19 protein-coding genes, 3 tRNA genes and 1 pseudogene are annotated in these 16,446 nt (G+C 62.2%); 7 read left to right on the top strand and 16 right to left on the bottom strand.

Going from position 1 to position 16,446, the window contains the following annotated elements; translation table 11 throughout:
• Positions 1-673 (bottom strand): GTP-binding protein (locus NKI88_RS04180; RefSeq protein ID WP_352653832.1); only part of this gene is annotated, 673 nt, incomplete at its 3' end.
• A 313-nt stretch (positions 674-986) separates the two neighbouring features.
• Here NKI88_RS04180 and NKI88_RS04175 point away from each other — a divergent pair.
• Positions 987-1,874 (top strand): DMT family transporter, encoded by an 888-nt coding sequence (locus NKI88_RS04175; protein WP_352653830.1) that lies wholly within the window; start codon positions 987-989, stop codon positions 1,872-1,874.
• A gap of 62 nt (positions 1,875-1,936) precedes the next feature.
• Here the strand turns inward: NKI88_RS04175 and NKI88_RS04170 are convergent, their stop codons facing one another.
• Entirely contained in the window at positions 1,937-2,194 is a 258-nt protein-coding gene (locus tag NKI88_RS04170) for a GlsB/YeaQ/YmgE family stress response membrane protein (RefSeq protein ID WP_023667446.1), read from the bottom strand.
• Positions 2,195-2,325: 131 nt separating this feature from the next.
• Here NKI88_RS04170 and NKI88_RS04165 point away from each other — a divergent pair, with 131 nt between their 5' ends.
• Positions 2,326-2,802: a YidB family protein gene (locus NKI88_RS04165; RefSeq protein ID WP_023681465.1), complete on the top strand. Its 477-nt coding sequence runs from the start codon at positions 2,326-2,328 to the stop codon at positions 2,800-2,802.
• Here the strand turns inward: NKI88_RS04165 and NKI88_RS04160 are convergent.
• Together NKI88_RS04160 and NKI88_RS04155 are read right to left on the bottom strand one after the other, a co-directional pair.
• Positions 2,799-3,224 (bottom strand): MmyB family transcriptional regulator, encoded by a 426-nt coding sequence (locus tag NKI88_RS04160; protein ID WP_352653849.1) that lies wholly within the window; start codon positions 3,222-3,224, stop codon positions 2,799-2,801. The two genes, NKI88_RS04165 and NKI88_RS04160, sit on opposite strands and share 4 nt — an antisense overlap.
• Complete coding sequence (locus tag NKI88_RS04155) at positions 3,116-3,685, bottom strand: helix-turn-helix domain-containing protein (protein WP_352653827.1); 570 nt, start codon at positions 3,683-3,685, stop codon at positions 3,116-3,118. Before NKI88_RS04155 ends, NKI88_RS04160 begins: the two co-directional genes overlap by 109 nt.
• A 98-nt stretch (positions 3,686-3,783) precedes the next feature.
• Here NKI88_RS04155 and NKI88_RS04150 point away from each other — a divergent pair, with 98 nt between their 5' ends.
• Positions 3,784-4,173, top strand: coding sequence for a VOC family protein (locus NKI88_RS04150; protein WP_352653825.1), 390 nt, complete (start codon positions 3,784-3,786; stop codon positions 4,171-4,173).
• Positions 4,174-4,189: 16 nt separating this feature from the next.
• Here NKI88_RS04150 and NKI88_RS04145 read toward each other — a convergent pair.
• Both NKI88_RS04145 and NKI88_RS04140 read right to left on the bottom strand, forming a co-directional pair.
• Positions 4,190-4,263: transfer RNA gene (locus NKI88_RS04145), tRNA-Gly, on the bottom strand.
• Between the two features lie 28 nt (positions 4,264-4,291).
• Positions 4,292-4,376 (bottom strand) — tRNA-Tyr (locus NKI88_RS04140).
• 210 nt (positions 4,377-4,586) lie between these two features.
• On the opposite strand from NKI88_RS04140, the gene NKI88_RS04135 reads away from it, so the two are divergent.
• Positions 4,587-5,438, top strand: coding sequence for a TrmH family RNA methyltransferase (locus NKI88_RS04135; RefSeq protein ID WP_023729785.1), 852 nt, complete (start codon positions 4,587-4,589; stop codon positions 5,436-5,438).
• A gap of 66 nt (positions 5,439-5,504) precedes the next feature.
• Here the strand turns inward: NKI88_RS04135 and NKI88_RS04130 are convergent, their stop codons facing one another.
• The 3 genes from NKI88_RS04130 to gcl form a co-directional block, all read right to left on the bottom strand.
• On the bottom strand, positions 5,505-6,392 hold the full coding sequence (locus NKI88_RS04130) for a 2-hydroxy-3-oxopropionate reductase (RefSeq protein ID WP_352653823.1): 888 nt from the start codon (positions 6,390-6,392) through the stop codon (positions 5,505-5,507).
• A 214-nt stretch (positions 6,393-6,606) separates the two neighbouring features.
• Positions 6,607-7,404, bottom strand: coding sequence for a hydroxypyruvate isomerase (gene hyi, locus NKI88_RS04125; protein WP_352653821.1), 798 nt, complete (start codon positions 7,402-7,404; stop codon positions 6,607-6,609).
• 26 nt (positions 7,405-7,430) lie between these two features.
• Positions 7,431-9,212 (bottom strand): glyoxylate carboligase, encoded by a 1,782-nt coding sequence (gene gcl / locus NKI88_RS04120; RefSeq protein WP_352653819.1) that lies wholly within the window; start codon positions 9,210-9,212, stop codon positions 7,431-7,433.
• A 204-nt stretch (positions 9,213-9,416) separates the two neighbouring features.
• Between gcl and bhcR the strand changes: the two genes are divergently transcribed.
• A complete protein-coding gene (gene bhcR, locus NKI88_RS04115) occupies positions 9,417-10,235 on the top strand; it encodes an HTH-type transcriptional regulator BhcR (RefSeq protein WP_352653847.1) in 819 nt (272 codons plus the stop codon).
• Positions 10,236-10,282: 47 nt separating this feature from the next.
• Positions 10,283-10,639, top strand: coding sequence for a hypothetical protein (locus NKI88_RS04110; RefSeq protein WP_352653816.1), 357 nt, complete (start codon positions 10,283-10,285; stop codon positions 10,637-10,639).
• Between the two features lie 76 nt (positions 10,640-10,715).
• Here the strand turns inward: NKI88_RS04110 and NKI88_RS04105 are convergent, their stop codons facing one another.
• The 3 genes from NKI88_RS04105 to NKI88_RS04095 all read right to left on the bottom strand — a co-directional run bounded on the left by NKI88_RS04105 (position 10,716) and on the right by NKI88_RS04095 (position 11,839).
• A complete protein-coding gene (locus tag NKI88_RS04105) occupies positions 10,716-11,021 on the bottom strand; it encodes a BA14K family protein (protein WP_023738913.1) in 306 nt (101 codons plus the stop codon).
• A 267-nt stretch (positions 11,022-11,288) separates the two neighbouring features.
• Positions 11,289-11,501, bottom strand: a complete 213-nt coding sequence (locus tag NKI88_RS04100; protein ID WP_352653814.1) for a hypothetical protein — start codon at positions 11,499-11,501, stop codon at positions 11,289-11,291.
• Between the two features lie 170 nt (positions 11,502-11,671).
• Positions 11,672-11,839, bottom strand: a complete 168-nt coding sequence (locus tag NKI88_RS04095) for a hypothetical protein (protein WP_023710564.1) — start codon at positions 11,837-11,839, stop codon at positions 11,672-11,674.
• 158 nt (positions 11,840-11,997) lie between these two features.
• On the opposite strand from NKI88_RS04095, the gene NKI88_RS04090 reads away from it, so the two are divergent.
• A tRNA-Thr gene (locus NKI88_RS04090) sits at positions 11,998-12,073 on the top strand.
• Between the two features lie 126 nt (positions 12,074-12,199).
• Here the strand turns inward: NKI88_RS04090 and NKI88_RS04085 are convergent.
• From NKI88_RS04085 to NKI88_RS04070, 4 genes and pseudogenes are all read right to left on the bottom strand, one after another.
• Entirely contained in the window at positions 12,200-12,751 is a 552-nt protein-coding gene (locus tag NKI88_RS04085) for a DUF2569 family protein (protein ID WP_023688401.1), read from the bottom strand.
• 145 nt (positions 12,752-12,896) lie between these two features.
• Positions 12,897-13,586 carry a TetR/AcrR family transcriptional regulator gene (locus NKI88_RS04080; protein WP_023738915.1) on the bottom strand — a complete coding sequence of 230 codons (690 nt, stop codon included), beginning with the start codon at positions 13,584-13,586 and terminating at the stop codon, positions 12,897-12,899.
• A 69-nt stretch (positions 13,587-13,655) separates the two neighbouring features.
• Positions 13,656-15,083, bottom strand: a complete 1,428-nt coding sequence (locus NKI88_RS04075; RefSeq protein WP_023738916.1) for an amidase — start codon at positions 15,081-15,083, stop codon at positions 13,656-13,658.
• Positions 15,084-15,190: 107 nt separating this feature from the next.
• Positions 15,191-16,218 (bottom strand): annotated as a pseudogene (locus NKI88_RS04070) (extracellular solute-binding protein).
• Positions 16,219-16,446: the final 228 nt, after the last annotated feature.

The raw sequence follows: 16,446 nt of genomic DNA, 5'->3' as shown, positions 1-16,446 counted from the left end.
CGACCGTGCCACGGCCCGAGATCGAGAACACGTCTTCGATCGGCATCAGGAACGGCTTGTCCAGCGGACGAACCGGCGTCGGGATATAGGCATCGACCGCAGCCATCAGCTCGCGGATCGCGTCTTCGCCGATGGTCTTGTTGGAATCTTCAAGAGCAGCCAGCGCCGAACCCTTGACGATCGGAATGTCGTCGCCGGGGAACTCGTTCTTCGACAGAAGCTCGCGAACCTCGAGCTCGACCAGTTCGAGCAGCTCGGCATCGTCGACCTGGTCGACCTTGTTCAGGAACACCACGATCGACGGCACGCCGACCTGACGGGCAAGCAGGATGTGCTCGCGGGTCTGCGGCATCGGGCCGTCGGCGGCCGACACCACCAGGATCGCGCCGTCCATCTGCGCGGCGCCGGTGATCATGTTCTTCACATAGTCGGCGTGGCCGGGGCAGTCGACATGGGCGTAGTGGCGCGCTGCCGTCTCGTATTCGACGTGCGCCGTCGAAATCGTGATGCCGCGGGCCTTCTCTTCGGGCGCCGCATCGATCTGGTCGTAGCGCTTGTATTCGCCAAAATACTTCGTGATCGCCGCCGTCAGCGACGTCTTGCCATGATCGACGTGGCCAATCGTGCCAATGTTCACATGAGGCTTGTTACGCTCGAATTTACCTTTTGCCATAGTCTCTTTCCTTGAACGGCCTTGACCTTCAGTTCAGTCGAATGCGGGGCGATTAGCGACTACGGCCGAAAAACACAAGTGCCTTGTGGCCGGGTGCGCTGTCCACTCGGTGCGAACCGATGATCCGATTGCGGGGATGTGGCGCTGATATAGGAACGCGCGAACGGAAATGAAATGGGGGCTGCGGGCTCCAGCACCTGTTTGCTATTCCCGCCCATGTCCTGTCCCGCCCATGTCCTGGCCTTTGCCTGCTGGATGTGCAGCCGGCGCCTGGCCCATTGCCGCTGCGGCGGCGGTCTGATTTGGTTGCCCCATGCAATTCATACCGACCTCCATACGCGGCCCGCTGTTCATGATCGTTTCGACGGGGTCGTACCTCGTCAACGACACGATGATGAAGCTCGCCACAGCGGGATTGCCGTCCTATGAAGTGCTGTTCCTGCGCGGGGTCGCGGCCACGCTATGGGGCATGCCGCTGCTGTTCCTGCTGGGCTATGGCAGGCAGATCCCTTTGATCTTCGACAAACGCGTGCTGCGCCGCAACCTGCTCGAGCTGGCGGCCATCCTTTGCTACGTCGTGGCGCTGGCCAACATGCAGATCGCCGATTCGACCGCGCTCGGGCAGATCACCCCGCTTTTGATGCTGGTCGGCTCCTCCATCCTGTTCGGCGAACGGATCGGCGGCGTGCGCATGGCGCTGATCGGGCTCGGCTTCATCGGTGCGCTTATGGTGGCCCAGCCGACCATGCAGGGCATCTCGGTCTATGCGTTGATGGCGCTCGGCAACGCGGCATTGGCGGCGGCGCGCGATCTTGCCGGCAGGCGGGTCGCGGCCGAGGTGCCGGGCATGATCGTCGCCATTTCCGCCGTCGTGGTGGTGCTGATCGGCGCGGGCGCCGCGCATCTCGTTTCCGAGCGCTGGGTGATGCCGGAAGCCCGGCACCTGCTGCTCATGGCCGGCGCCGGATTCTTCCTGATCTTCGGCCATTTCTTCATCTTCATGGCCTATCGCGTCGGTCCGACCGGCGTGGTGGCGCCGTTCTACTACTGCTTCACCGTCTGGGCGGTCATCTCAGGCGTGCTGGTATTCGGGCAGTTCCCGAATGCCCTGGCGGTCTGCGGCATCCTGCTTGTGGTCGCGAGCGGGCTGACCATCGTCTCGCTCGATGAACGCAAACGCAGGCTGACCGTCGTCGCCTGACCCAAGTCAACGCGTCGAGCAGGTTTGGCCGACCTGCGGTCGGCCAGTCGGCAGACTGGCGCCTAAAGCGTTCGCTTGCCGGAGAACTGGTGATAGGCCCACAGCACGACCACCGCGCCGATAACGGCGACGATCAGGCTCCAGATGTTGAGGCCGGTCACGCCCGTGGCGCCAAAGGCGCTGAAGATCAGCCCGCCGACGATGGCGCCGACAATGCCGAGCACGATATCCATGATCAGGCCCTGGCCGGTCTTGTTGACGATCTTGCTGCCGATAAAGCCGGCGATGACGCCGAGGATGATCCAGCTGATAATGCCCATTTTTCCTCTCCATTCCCCCGCCGGCCGATCATGGTCACATGATTGTCAAAAGCTCAAGCCAACTTGAATTTCCGCCCGCATGCTCCATTGTAGCCGGCGGGACGGGCTTGGTCGTTATGGAGGATTGACCTATGGGACTTTTTGACAACGCCGTACCTGGCGGCAACATCACCAAACCGCTGATGATCGCGCTCGGCGCGCTGCTGGTGGGAAAGATGCTGAGCGGCAGAAGCGCCGAACAGACGAGTGCCGAAGAGACGGGCGAGCCCGCCCAGCCTCAAACGCCAGCCCCCACCGGAACCACGGCCTCAGGGGATGGCGGCCTGCTTGGCGGACTGGGCGGACTGCTCGACAAGCTCAAGACTGCCGGCCAAGGCAATGTCGCTGACTCCTGGGTCGGCACCGGACAGAACCAGCCGATCAACGCCAATGATCTCGGCAAGGCGATCGGCCCGCAGGTCATTCGAGAGATCGCGCAAAGGACCGGACTGGACGAGCAGGAGTTGCTCAAGCAATTGTCCACAGCCCTGCCCGGCATTGTCGACAGACTGACGCCGAACGGACAGGTGCCGCAGCAACACCAGGTCGCGTCCGCCTTCAACAGCTAGACTTCTGCGCCTGCATCACGCGCAAACACGCCCGGCACCGCCTTGCGGCTGTCGGGCGTTGCTCCGACCAGCGCGGCGAACCGCCTGGCAGTCGACGCATCGACCGGCGTGTAGACGGAAACCGAGAAATCACTGTCGCGGCCGCCCGGCTGCAGCGTGGCGAAATCGAACGACATCGCGCCGGTGACAGGGTGCCGGATGGATTTCCGCCAGATCGGTGGCTCGGCGATGTCGCGGCTGTTCCAGCACGTGGCGAACGCTTCGCTTGCCGCTTCCAGTGACGAAGCCAGTGTGGCCAGCACCGGATCGCGAGTCATGGCAACAGTGGCAAGCCGGAACTGCGCCGCCGCCGAGCGCGAAACCTCCGGCCAGTCGACAAAGCGCTGCCGCCATTCCAGGTCGAGAAACAGCCGGGCGAGCAGGCTGCCGGACCACTCATCATCCGTCTCGAAATCCCCAAGCAGCACCGCCGCCGGTGGTTACAGGCGACGACCTGCCAGTAGCGATTGACGACATATGCCGGGTGCGGCGCCAGCCCGTCGAGCAGGCTGAGCAACGGCGCGCTGGGCAGGCCTTGCTCGCCGAGCCGGTTTCGCCAGTCGAGATCGGGCCGCGCCAATTGGTACAGATAGGCCTGCTCGGACCGGCTCAGCTTCAGCACCCGCGCCAGCGAGCGAAGCACCTGCGGCGACGCGTTCACCTCCCGTCCCTGCTCGAGCCAGGTGTACCAGGTGGTGCTGATCCCCGCCTCGGCGGCGACCTCTTCGCGCCTGAGGCCCGGTGCCCGGCGGCGGCCATTGGCGCCATCGATCCGCGGCAAGCGGTCCCGCCGCTCGCGCAGGAAGCGGGCAAGCTCATTGTGCCGTGGGCCGTCGTATGGCATGCAGTCACCTCCGATACCAGTATAAGCTATAGTCTTGTACTACTTTAAAGGAAAGCTAGGTTGCGGGCGATCGAACATCAGCCCACGGGACTTCGACAATGAACGCGCTCAATGAAATCCGTCAGATCGACTACACCGTCATCTTCGCCCGCGACATGGCCGCCATGCGGCACTTCTACGGGGATGTGATGGAATTTGATCTGCAGCGCGAACTCGGCGACAGGTGGATCGAATATCGGGTCGGCCCGAACACGCTGGCCTTGACCAGCCTCGGCATGATGTTCAACGACACGCCGCAGCAGCGGGATGCGCTGTCGCTTCAGCTGGCATTCCGGGTGGCGCCGGAGATGGTCGCTGCTTGCGCCGAGGCGCTTCAGGCCAAGGGCGTGCTGCCGGTCCTGCCGCTCACCGACCAGGAATGGGGCCACAGGACAGTGTTCTTCCGCGATCCGGACGGCAACGTTGTCGAGATATTCGCTGAGATCTGATGCGGAGTGGGGAGTTTGGAGCGGGTAGCGGGAATCGAACCCGCATATTCAGCTTGGAAGGCTGCTGCTCTACCACTGAGCTATACCCGCATCGTCCTCAAGGTTCGCGGGCTGGCAGTGGTGGAGAGGGTTGGATTCGAACCAACGTAAGCTAAGCTAACGGATTTACAGTCCGTCCCCTTTAACCACTCGGGCACCTCTCCAGCCTGCCGTCGAAGCCTTGCAACGAGGCATTCTCGCCGATCAGGTCGAAACCAGGGTTTTGTCCGAAATCAGCGAAGCGCCTTATGGCGGCAAGGCCAGTGGGTGTCAACCGCACCCCAAGGCAAAATGCGCTGATTTTGACAGCTCACCCGGCAAGCCGGCTTTCTGCCTGTATCCATGGCCCGGCGACGCGGCTATAGAAGCCGGCCATGAGCAATGACAACACGCCCAAGACCGCCAAAGACACCCACTACGCCAAGCTGCGCCGCGCCCATCGCGACGAGAAGGCCGGCGGCGCGCCTGCCTTCCGGCCGCGCCAGCCGGTGCCGCCGGGCGAGAACGCCGCCGACGGGCTGGTGCGGCTTTATGGCCTGCACACGGTGCGCGCCGCGCTCGACAATCCGCGCCGGCGGATCAGAAAGATGTTGGTGACGCGCAATGCCGCCGAGCGGCTGGCGATTGCCGACCTCGCCGCTTTGCCGTTCAAGGCCGAACTGGTCGAGCCGAAGGACATCGACAAGATCACCGGTTCGGACGCCGTCCACCAGGGCGTGCTGATCGAGGCCGAGCCGCTGAAGCCCAAGCGCCTCGATGCGCTCGGCGATACCAAACTGGTGCTGGTGCTCGACCAGGTCACCGACCCGCACAATGTCGGCGCCATCCTGCGCTCGGCGGTCGCCTTCGGCGCCGGTGCGCTGATCACCACGGCCCGCCACAGCCCGCAGGAATCCGGCGTGCTGGCAAAATCGGCCTCCGGCGCGCTGGAACATATCGACCAGATCGAGGTGAAGAACCTGGCCGACGCGCTGGAACAGTTGCACGAAGCCGGCTTCCAGACCATCGGCCTCGATTCGGACGGGCCGGCCGAACTCGAAACAGGTTTTTCAGGCGAGAAGATCGCGCTGGTGCTTGGCGCCGAAGGCAAGGGCCTGCGCCAGAAGACGCGCGAGACGGTGACCACGCTCGCCCGCCTCGACATGCCCGGGGCCATCCGCTCGCTCAACGTGTCGAATGCGGCGGCGGTGAGCCTTTATGCGGCACGGAAATTCCTTGGAGGGTGAATGGTGAAATAGTGAATGGAAAAGCGTTCTTACCGTCACCATTCACTATTCACTATTCACCATTCACTATTCACCCACTTCATGCCCCGCCATCCGCTCCAGCGCACGAACCAGCGCTGAGTGATCCTCTTTTGCCCCGCCATTCGCCGAGCATGAGTTGAACAGTTGCTGCGTCGTGGACGTATTGGGCAGCGAGACACCGAGTGCCTTGGCGCCTTCCAGCGCCAGGTTGAGATCCTTCTGGTGCAGTTCGATGCGGAAGCCCGGCGCGAAGGCGCGCTTTATCATGCGCTCGCCATGCACTTCGAGGATACGCGATGCCGCCAGCCCGCCCATCAGCGCCTGCCGGACCTTGGCGGGGTCGGCGCCGGCTTTTGAGGCAAAGACCAGCGCCTCGGCGATCGCCTCGATGGTCAGGGCCACGACGATCTGGTTGGCAACCTTGGTGGTCTGGCCGACGCCGTTCGGGCCGGCAAGCGTGATGTTCTTGCCCATCTTTTCGAACACGGGCTTGGCGCGCTCGAACGCCTTGTCCTCGCCGCCGACCATGATGGTCAGCGACGCCGCCTTTGCGCCGACCTCGCCGCCCGACACCGGCGCGTCGAGATAGTCGCAGCCGAGATCGTTGATTTTCTTGGCGAAAACTTTGGTCTCGATCGGCGAGATCGAGCTCATGTCGATGACCAGCTTGCCCTTGCTCAGGCCGGAAGCGACACCGTTCTCGCCGAACAGCACCTCGGCTACCTGCGGGGTGTCGGGAACCATGGTGATGATGATATCCGCGGCCTTCGCCACTGCCGCGTGGCCGGTGATGCTTCTCAAGCCCTTGGCGACGAGATCGGCCGGCGGCTTCGAGCGGTGGTCGCTGGCAATGACGGCGTAGCCGGCATCCAGGAGATGCCCCGCTATCGGCGCGCCCATAATGCCAAGGCCGATGAAGCCGATGGTTTCCATTGTTTTCTCCTTTGTTGAGGCTGAGTTCCTTCGCGCCCCCTCTGGCCTGCCGGCCATCTCCCCCACTTGTGGGGAGATTGGCAGTTTCGGCGCCTCGCTCACCCTGCAACGTTGGGGAGCGAAAGCCGGGAAGACGTCCGATCTCCCCCCTCGTGGGGGAGATGTCCGGCAGGACAGAGGGGGGCGCGAAGGAACGCGACTTCAGTTGCGACGCTTAAGCCGCAGCACTCCCCTGCCCGGCCAGATCTCTGAACCACTCCAGCCCGGCCTCCGTCCCCGCCTTCGGCTTGTATTCCGCCCCGACCCAGCCGGAATAACCAATCCTGTCGATATGCTCGTAGAGGAAGGGATAATTGATCTCGCCCGTCCCCGGCTCGTGACGGCCGGGATTGTCCGCAAGCTGGATATGCGCGATGCGGCCGAGGTTGGCCTCGATGGTACGGGCGAGATCCCCCTCCATGATCTGCATGTGATAGATGTCGTATTGCAGGAACAGGTTCTTCGAGCCGACGCGGTCGATCATCGCCAGCGCCTGGTTCGAATAGTTCAGGAAGAAGCCCGGGATGTCGCGGGTATTGATCGGCTCGATCAAAAGCCGGATGCCGGCCTGTTCCAGTTTCTCGGCGGCAAAAGCCAGGTTCTCGGCAAAGGTGTTTTCCAGCACCGAACGATCCACGCCCTGCGGCGCGATGCCGGCGAGGCAATTGACCTGCTCGCAGCCCAGCGCATGGGCATAGCTGATCGCCTTGGCGACGCCCTGGCGGAATTCCGGCACGCGGTCGGGCAAAACGGCGATGCCGCGCTCGCCCTTGCCCCAGTCGCCGGCCGGCAGGTTGAAAAGCACCTGGTTCAGGCCGTTCTTCTTCAGCCGCGCCGCAACGATCTCGGGCGCATGATCATAGGGGCCGATATATTCGACGCCCTTGAAGCCGGCGCGGGCGGCGGCATCGAAACGGTCGAGGAAATCGTGCTCGCCAAAGAGCATCGACAGATTGGCTGAAAAACGCGGCATTCTTTCTCTCCCTCTTCCCGTCTAGCTTAATCGAGCAACACGATGGCCGTCGGCGCATCCTCATGGCTTTCGGCAAGGTCCTCGAATTCGGTGATCTTGTCGATTTCTGTGCCCATGGAAATGTTGGTGACGCGTTCGAGGATGAATTCGAGCACCACCGGCACCTGGTATTCCTTCATCAGCCGCTGCGATTCCTTGAAGGCGCCGGCGAACTCTTCCGGTTTGCGCACCCTAACCGCCTTGCAGCCCATCGCTTCGGCGACCGCGACATGGTCGACGCCGTAGCCGGCCTCCGGATCGTTGGCGCGGTTGACGTTCTCGAAGGCCAGGCTGACCTCGAAATCCATCGCAAAACCGCGCTGCGCTTGGCGGATCAGGCCGAGATAGGCATTGTTCACGACGACATGGATATACGGCAGTTTGTGCTGTGCGCCGGCCGCCAGTTCCTCGATCATGAACTGGAAGTCGTAGTCGCCCGACAGCGCCACGATGGTGCGATCCGGATCGGCGGCGCGCACGCCAAGCGCTGCCGGCAGCGTCCAGCCGAGCGGGCCGGCCTGGCCGCAATTGATCCAGTTGCGCGGCTTGTAGACATGCAGGAACTGCGCCCCGGCGATCTGCGACAGGCCGATCGTGGTGACATAGGTGGTGTCGCGGCCGAACGCCTTGTTCATCTCCTCATAGACGCGCTGCGGCTTCAGCGGCACCTGCTCGAAATGCGTCTTGCGCTTCATCGCCTTCTTGCGGGCCTGGCATTCCTTCGCCCAGCCCGACCAGTCGCGCAATTTTCCTGCCGTCTTCCATTCGGTGGCGACGTCGAGCAGCATCTTCAGTGCCGCACCGGCGTCCGAGACGACGCCGAGATCCGGCGCGAACACGCGGCCGATCTGCGTTGGCTCGATATCGACATGAATGAATTTCTTGCCCCTGGTATAGACGTCGACCGAACCGGTGTGACGGTTGGCCCAGCGGTTGCCGATGCCGAAAACGAAGTCGGCTTCCAGCATGGTCGCATTGCCGTAGCGGTGCGAGGTCTGCAGCCCGCACATGCCGGCCATCAGCCGGTGATCGTCGGGGATCGTGCCCCAGCCCATCAATGTCGGTATGACCGGAACGCCGGTGATCTCGGCGAATTCGATCAGGAGATCGGACGCATCGGCATTGATGATGCCACCGCCGGCAACGATCAGCGGCTTTTCCGCGGCATTGAGCATCGCCAAGGCCTTTTCGGCCTGGGCGCGCGACATTGCCGGCTTGAACGGGACAAGCGGCTCGTAGGCGTCGATGTCGAACTCGATCTCGGCCAGTTGCACATCGACCGGCAGGTCGATGAGCACCGGGCCCGGTCGCGACGAGCGCATGAGATGAAACGCCTTCTGCAGCGCCATCGGCACGAGATAGGGCTCCATGACCGTGACCGCCCATTTGGCGACGGGTGCGGCTATGGCGGCGATATCGACCGCCTGGAAATCCTCCTTGTTGAGCCGTGCCCGCGGCGCCTGACCGGTGATGCACAGGATCGGGATCGAGTCCGCCGCCGCCGAATAAAGCCCGGTGATCATATCGGTGCCGGCCGGGCCCGAGGTGCCGATGCACAGCCCGATATTGCCGGATTTGGCTCTCGTGTAGCCTTCGGCCATATGCGAGGCCGCTTCGACGTGACGAGCCAGGATGTGGCGGATCGAGCCCCTCGCCTTCAGCGCCGAATAGAACGGATTGATCGCCGCGCCCGGCACACCGAAGCCGCAGGAAACGCCTTCCTTTTCGAGAACGAGAACCGCTGCATCGACAGCGCGCATCCTGGCCATGTCCAGCCTCCTCAAGATTGTTGGTTGGTTGACAATGCCAGTGTCGTTTTCATTTTTCAATTTTTTCAGAATAATTTTTCATTTCGAGAAAACCGCTTCTATACACTGATTCCCCTAGCTTTTTCGTTTTCCATGAATCCGGCCATCAAAATCGATGAAAAAGTTTTTCATTGCGATTTCGGCGAAACCGGCGACAATGCCGCCATGGAAACCAGCGAAAACCGCCAGCGCGACCGGCCGCGCGCTTTCAACGGTCCGTCCGAGGCCGGTTCTGTACAGTCGCTGGACCGGGCCTTGCGCATCCTGGCCATCGTCGCTGAAGGCAGTGGCCTGTCGCTGAGCGAGATTTCGGCGCGTAGCGAGCTCGCGGCGTCCACCGCCTACCGCATGCTGACGACGCTGCAGAACCACGGCATGGTCGAGTTCGATACATCGGACCAGCTGTGGTCGATCGGCGTCGAGACCTACCGCATGGGTGCCGCCTTCCTGCGCCGCCGCAAGCTTGTCGACCGGGCCCGCGTGGTCATGCAGGAATTGATGGAGAAGACCGGTGAAACCGCCAATCTCGGCGTCGCCGAGGACGATTGCGTCGTTTTCGTCAGCCAGGTCGAGACCCATCAGGCGATCCGCGCCTTCTTCCGCCCGGGCACGCGCAGCTCCTTCCATGCCTCGGGCATCGGCAAGGCGGTGCTGGCGCAGCTCGAGCCGGAACGCGTCGCCGCCATCCTGCGCAAGTCGGGCCTGCAGCGCTTCACCGACAAGACGCTGTCCGACATTTCGGCGCTCGCCCATGATCTGGCCGTCATCAAGCACCGCGGCTGGTCGGTCGACGACGAGGAGCGGCATCCCGGCATGCGCTGCGTGGCCGCCGCCATTTTCAACGAGTTCGGCGAGCCGATCGGCGGTGTCTCGGTCTCCGGACCGACGGTGCGGGTGACGATGGAGCGGCTGGACGAGATCGGGCCGCTGGTGCACGACGCCGCCGCTGAGGTGACGAGGATGATCGGCGGGTTCCGGTCATAATGCGGAAAACGCTTCAGCTTTTGCTCGCCGCTTCACTGTGCGGATGCGTGGCGACGGCGCCCGAGCCCGCCCCTGTCTCCCAGCAAGCCGACGAGATTCCGATCTCGCTCGCTTTGGAGGAGACAATCACGATCGGCATTCGCCAGCATTTGCAGGATCCTGCGTCCGCCAAATTCGGGACGATGCGCGCCGGCGAGCGGACGCTCAACGGTCGCCGGGAAATCGTGGTCTGCGGCCATGTCGCCGCGAAGTCCGGTGGTCATACAACAGACCAACCGTTCGCCGCCAAGATCTATCCGGATGAAGGAAGCAGCTTCGAACTCATCGCCATGGGCGATCAATCGCAGAATGCGAGCGTTGCCGGTACCTGCCGTGCAGTCGGATTGCCGATCTCCAAACCGTAGCTGACACTGCGACGCGCTCAAATCAGGAAGGAGGGGCTGCGTACAGCCCCTCCTTTCCGTGTTGGGGTGCCTCCTCTTAGAGGCGGCAATAGTGGCGGTAGCCGTCATAGCCGACATAGGTGTCGGAGTACGGATCGTAACTGGCGTAGCGGTTGGCGCAGCGGCGGACGTGCCAGGAGCCACCCTCGTCGTCGACATAGACGGTGCGGGGCTGGTTGAGCAGGCTGCCGAGGACGAACCCGCCGACGCCGGCGGCGATGCCGATGCCGATTTCGCGGTTGTGGTGATGGCTGTGGGCGGCCGACGGCTGGACGGTGCCGACCAGCGAGGTGGCGGCGACGGTGCTGGCGATGAGGGCAGAAGCGATTTTGCGCGTGAACATGACGATCTCCTTGTTTCGTTGCGAGAGGCGATCCATCCGCCTCTTGATCATCAGTCGCGGCGAGCAGGAAAAAGGTTCGAGGTTTTTGAAGATTTTTCTCTCGGACCAGAGAACTTTCTGCGGTCGACGTTTCGTCACTCGCGAAATCTTCGCGCGACAGCGCTGAAATCTTATGTTGCCGGTAACCGGGTGGCCCACATCAGTGGCGCCGTCGCTCGCAAAAAAAGGGCGGCCGAAGCCGCCCTTCCGCGAGGCAGGTCGTCTCGCTCAAAGGAAGATGATCACGTTCCCGTGGTGATGATGATGCTTGTGGTGATGGTGCTTGTGGTGATGGTTCCACCACCACCAGGGCTTGTCGTGATGCTTATGGTGATGGTGGTGATGATGGCCGTGAGCGGAGGACGACTGCAAGGTACCGGCGACCGCGCCAGTGGCGAGGAAGATGGCGACCAGGCCCGAAGTAAGAGTGCGCTTCAACATGATGATCTCCTGAATCCCTGGTCGAGGCGACCATTTGCCTCTGGAGATCAGTCGTCGCGGTGCGGCGAAAGGTTCGAAGGTTTCAGCGAGTAGCGAGTAGCGAGTAGCGAAATGGCTTTCGGGAGTTAAGACTTCCCTATTCGCTACTCCCTATTCGCTATTCGCTCCCGTCACCCCATGCCCGTAACGTGCCGCAGCCAGAAGGCCAGCACGATGAAGCCGATGATGGTGGCGACGCCGGTCCAGTCGATCTTGGCGCTCTTCACATCCTTGATGAGCTTCACCACGAGAAACCAGGCGATGACGACAAGCGGCAGGATGATGACAAGTCTGATCATGCGACACCCCGTTCGATGCGTTTGCACCTGAGAGATATGTAGGGATCGCATTGGCGGTTTTCAGGATGGCGGCCCGCCCACCTCGGCGGGGTCCATTAGCGATCGGAAACGGAGTTTTGTCTTTACTGGCGCACGAAATATGCTAACCGGAGCGCCGTGCCCTTGTAGCTCAGCTGGTAGAGCAGCGGTTTTGTAAACCGAAGGTCGGCGGTTCGATTCCGTCCGGGGGCACCACCCTTCGCTCTTCGAGCTTCGGGTGGCAGGCCACTCGAAGCTCGTTAGACGAAGGAGGACTGCCGACGGTTCTGTTCGGCGGAGCTGGCAGCACGACATCAGGCCAACTCGCAGCCGTCGGACCTTCTAGGAAAATGTGGCAGCCTGTATGGCTGCCGTATCGCCGAACGTGTTCCTCACCCTGACCGACCTGTAGACGTAGGCGGCCCAGATCCCTGTGACTATGAAGGATGCCAAAGGTGTAACCAGAGCTCCTCCGGCAAGCAAACGGTTTACCGGGACACCAAGCACAGTCGATATCCAAACTGTGTCCAGTACGAATAAGAGAGGGATCGCAAACCACAGACATATGAACAGCTGCGGAAAGCGGTGGCTTCGCCGCAGCATCGAAACAAGCACGACCAGCTGAAGCACCAGAAATGCCAGATTGAGGGCTGCCTCGCCATAGATGGCCAAGGCCCCGTTGGGCACTGTAACAAGCTGTTGGTAGGTTTTGACCAGACTGGCCATATCGACAAGTGTGCGCAACGGCGAAAGGGACAGGCTGATCGCCAGCAGGATCAGCCAGCCGCCGAACCCCACGAGGTCATCTGGGCTCTGTGAGGATTTGCGCGACGACCGGACGGCGAAGAAAACCGGCACGCCAATCAGCAACAGAAGTATCGCCCAATGCCACATTTACCCACCCTCGAATGCATCCCTGGGTTGTTTAGCTCGCACCTTTGGATTGTGCAAGCGTTTTTACAGAGATCAAGGCATCGTAGAGATTTTCGGGTTTAGGTTTGCAGAGGACGCTTTCCGTCGCTCGCGATTTGGCCGCCTCTCACCCCAACTCAAAATGCCGTGGAAACGCCTGGTGCAGCAGGAGCAGCATGGTCTTGCGCAGCACGTCGGTGTCGCGGCTGGACGGGTTGAGATGGTCCCAATACCAGGCGCCATGCACCAGATAGTTCAGGCTCTCCGACAGCGTGTCTATGTCGACGCCGGTGTAACCGCCGCTGCGGGAAATCTCGATCAGCAGTTCGCGCGCTTCGGCCGTGTAGGCGAGATCGCTCGGCAGGCCGATTTCATTGTAGATCTGCATGCTCTTGCGGTCGCTGGAAAACACGACGAAGACCGAAACCCATTTCGGATGCTGCCGGGCAAAGCGCTGCGCGCAGTCGACCGCGCCCAACACCCGCTCCACCGGCGACAGGCCGGGCGCCCGCACCAGCGTCAGCCACAGCGCGTCATATTGGTCGCTGAGATATTGCAGGACGGCCCGGAACAGGTTCTCCTTGCTGCGAAAATGAAAGACCACCAGTGCGTTGGACGAGCCGACATGCCCGGCAATGCGCTGCATGGTGACGCTGGCCAGCCCCTCCTCCGCGATGAGCTCGATTGTGGCGTCGATGATGCGCTGGACCCTCGCTTCGCCGCGCTCGCGCCGGCGGTCCTTGGGCGCGGCGTCGTTCGCCGCACCCTTGGCCGCCTTGCTTTTTCCCGCATCCGGAGTGGCTATGCGTTGCGCCATTGTCGTCAGGCCTTTCCCCGGCGGCCGAAACATCCCGCCGCTGCCTTGGCATGCCGGCGCCCTGCGGACTCACAGCGTCGGGCGTGTCCCGGCATTCGTGTACCACTGACCACGAGCCGTCTCATAGGCCATACCCGCCCGGAACACGTCAGCGTCGCTATAGGTGCGGCCGACAATCTGGATGCCTGTCGGCACGCCGTTGGCGGCGCGGCCCGACGGGATCGACAGAACCGGGCAGCGGCTCAGCATGTTGAACGGCGTCGTCATCACCCAGCCCAGCGACGGGTTCACCTCTCGTCCATTGATCTCGACCTTGCCTTTGGTCTGATCGAATTCCGCCGGCACTGCGGGAAGCGCATTGGTCGGGCAGATCAGCACATCGTATTTTTCCAGCAACGGCCCCAGCGTCTGGTACATCCTGGCCGCCACGTCCAAAGTTGCGACAAAGTCCGTGGCCTTCGACTTCTGGCCGTCCTGCGCAAACTGCCTGGCATAGCTGGTCATGTCCTTGCCGTGCTTGGCGAGCAGCGGCGACAGCGAGGCGCCGAAGAGATGTTCGAGATAGGCCATGCCGGCCTTGAGCACCTCGTCGCCCCAGCCGAGGTCCACCTCCTCGACGGTGGCGCCGAGCGAGCGGAACACATCGCAGGCAGCGAGCGTGTTCTTGCGCACGTCCGCATCCACCTCGAAGGACCCGAGATCCATGGAGAATGCGATCTTCCAACCCTTGATCGGCTTGTAGTCGAGCGGCAGGCGCAGTTTCGGGCGCAGCGTGGCGATGTCGAGCGGGCTCGGCCCGGCCATGACGTTCTGCAGCAGGATCGCATCCCCGACGTTTCGGGCCAAGGGCCCGGTGTGGCAGTAGAAATCGAGATTGAACGGCGGCTCATCGGGATTGCGGCCGTAAGGCGGCTTGAAGCCGACCAGGCCGCAGGCCGAGGCAGGGATGCGGATTGAGCCCGCTATGTCCGAGCCGGTTGCGATCGACGACGTGCCGGAGGCCAGCGTTGCCGCCGAACCTCCCGACGAACCGCCCGGCGTGAAATCCGGGTTCCAGGGGTTGCGCGTGACGCCCCAGCGCTTCGACCAGGTATAACCGGCGCAGCTGAATTCGGGCGTCGCCGTGCGGGCGTGGACGATGCCGCCGGCCTTCATGACACGCTCGTTCATCGTCGAGGTATGGCCGCCAAGCGCGTCCCCGGACAGCAGCGAGCCATGCGAGGTCGGCTTGCCCTTGATGTAGCTCTCATCCTTGATGCCGATCGGCAGGCCCTCGAGTGCGCCGGTCCTGGCGCCCCTGGCGTATTTCGCTTCGGCTTTTCTGGCGAGAGCCATCGCCTCGTCGAAATGCGTGAAGGTAAGGCAATTGATCGTCGCCTTGGTCGCCTCGGCGCGGCGGATGGTGGCCTGCATCAGTTCCACAGGCGACAGTTTCTTCGCCTTGAACAGCCGCAACACCTCGCTGGCCGGCATGTAGCAAAGGTCGAGATCGGACATCGAAAATCTCCCGCGGCGGCTTTACGGCATCTGGCATTGGCGATGGCAGGGCCGCGATCCGCGGCCCGATGTTTGGTGGTCAGCTTCGGCTGGCGGGCCCGCTATTTCTACAGATCGGTCCAGATCCTGGTGTAGAGCGCCTGGACGTCTGCGGGACAGGCCGGCATGAATTGGCCCTTGTCGGCAAATTCGGCCGGAACATCCACTTCGGGCGCGCCCTTCATATCGGCCGGCAGGAAGGGCTCGGAGCCCTTGATGCCATTGGCGTAGTGCGCGAAGGCCGAGATCATCGCTGCATTCCTGGGGTCCATGATGAAATTCTGGAAGAGCTTGGCGTTCTCGACGTTCTTGGCATCCTTGAGCACCGCGACATTGTCCATCCAGATTGGAAAGCCCTCCTTGGGATAGCCGTAGACGATCTGTCGTTCTCCAGCCGCTCGCGCAGCGATATGCCGTTCCAGTTGACGCCGGCGGCAATGTCGCCCCTGCCGAGACCGTCGACGGCCGCATAGTCGAGCGACAGCCATTTCGCTTTCGCCTCGATGAGCTTGTCATGCACCTTCTTCAAGAGCACCTTGTCGTCGGTGCAGTACTTACCGCCCTCATAGGCAATGGCGAGGAACATGATGTCCCCCATTTCGGGCACGACATTGATCTTGCCGACGAGTTTCGGCGGCGGATCGAGGAAAATCGCCGAGGTGTTCGGATCGCCCGCATAGATCGATTTGTTGACCGAGATTCCGGTCGTGCCCCATTGCCACGGCACGGAGTATTTGCGGCCGGGATCGAACGGCACGTCGACCCATCTCGGATCGACGTTTCTAAAGTTCTCCATCTTGTTGGGATCGGTTTCCAAGAGCAGGCCTTCGCTGATCCAGATCGGCATCACGCTGGCCGATGGAACGACGATGTCATAGCCGGAAGCGCCCTGGCGGACCTTGGCCAGAGCCGTATCGTTGGAGTCGTAGTCGGTGACGGTAACCTTGACCTTGTAGGTCTCCTCGAACTTCTTGATCAGGTCCGGGCTGGTATAGTTGCCCCAATTGTAGATCTGGAGTTCGCCTTCGGCGTGGGCAATGCCGGTCATCGCCAGCAGCGACAGGCCGAGCGCCGTGGCGGTCGATTTCAACTGCATGCTTGTGTCTCCCATTGTTGGGACCGGCGGGATTGCGCCTCGAGTCCCTAAGTTCCCTTCGTCCTGGTGATCATTCACCGGCGAATGCCGGCTGACCAACTCGGTATCTCGGGCAACGGTATTAATTACTAAACATACAGTCAATATCTTTTAGGGACACAACTGCATCATCGGCACCGGCAGTGCGCCGGCGAAGCCGACATGATATGGTCAAGGTTGGGCCATTGA

The sequence above is a fragment of the Mesorhizobium sp. M0317 genome (genome assembly GCF_040321555.1).
In the GTDB taxonomy this organism is placed as follows: domain Bacteria; phylum Pseudomonadota; class Alphaproteobacteria; order Rhizobiales; family Rhizobiaceae; genus Mesorhizobium.
This window is presented reverse-complemented; position numbering and strand designations above follow the sequence as displayed.

Excerpts from the sequence above, each read along its gene's own strand:
- NKI88_RS04175 (WP_352653830.1), top strand. The coding sequence starts at position 987 with ATGCAATTCATACCGACCTCCATACGCGGCCCGCTGTTCATGATCGTT.
- NKI88_RS04170 (WP_023667446.1), bottom strand. The coding sequence starts at position 2,194 with ATGGGCATTATCAGCTGGATCATCCTCGGCGTCATCGCCGGCTTTATC.
- NKI88_RS04165 (WP_023681465.1), top strand. The coding sequence starts at position 2,326 with ATGGGACTTTTTGACAACGCCGTACCTGGCGGCAACATCACCAAACCG.
- NKI88_RS04155 (WP_352653827.1), bottom strand. The coding sequence starts at position 3,685 with ATGCCATACGACGGCCCACGGCACAATGAGCTTGCCCGCTTCCTGCGC.
- NKI88_RS04150 (WP_352653825.1), top strand. The coding sequence starts at position 3,784 with ATGAACGCGCTCAATGAAATCCGTCAGATCGACTACACCGTCATCTTC.
- NKI88_RS04135 (WP_023729785.1), top strand. The coding sequence starts at position 4,587 with ATGAGCAATGACAACACGCCCAAGACCGCCAAAGACACCCACTACGCC.
- NKI88_RS04130 (WP_352653823.1), bottom strand. The coding sequence starts at position 6,392 with ATGGAAACCATCGGCTTCATCGGCCTTGGCATTATGGGCGCGCCGATA.
- hyi (WP_352653821.1), bottom strand. The coding sequence starts at position 7,404 with ATGCCGCGTTTTTCAGCCAATCTGTCGATGCTCTTTGGCGAGCACGAT.
- gcl (WP_352653819.1), bottom strand. The coding sequence starts at position 9,212 with ATGGCCAGGATGCGCGCTGTCGATGCAGCGGTTCTCGTTCTCGAAAAG.
- bhcR (WP_352653847.1), top strand. The coding sequence starts at position 9,417 with ATGGAAACCAGCGAAAACCGCCAGCGCGACCGGCCGCGCGCTTTCAAC.
- NKI88_RS04105 (WP_023738913.1), bottom strand. The coding sequence starts at position 11,021 with ATGTTCACGCGCAAAATCGCTTCTGCCCTCATCGCCAGCACCGTCGCC.
- NKI88_RS04100 (WP_352653814.1), bottom strand. The coding sequence starts at position 11,501 with ATGTTGAAGCGCACTCTTACTTCGGGCCTGGTCGCCATCTTCCTCGCC.
- NKI88_RS04095 (WP_023710564.1), bottom strand. The coding sequence starts at position 11,839 with ATGATCAGACTTGTCATCATCCTGCCGCTTGTCGTCATCGCCTGGTTT.
- NKI88_RS04085 (WP_023688401.1), bottom strand. The coding sequence starts at position 12,751 with ATGTGGCATTGGGCGATACTTCTGTTGCTGATTGGCGTGCCGGTTTTC.
- NKI88_RS04080 (WP_023738915.1), bottom strand. The coding sequence starts at position 13,586 with ATGGCGCAACGCATAGCCACTCCGGATGCGGGAAAAAGCAAGGCGGCC.
- NKI88_RS04075 (WP_023738916.1), bottom strand. The coding sequence starts at position 15,083 with ATGTCCGATCTCGACCTTTGCTACATGCCGGCCAGCGAGGTGTTGCGG.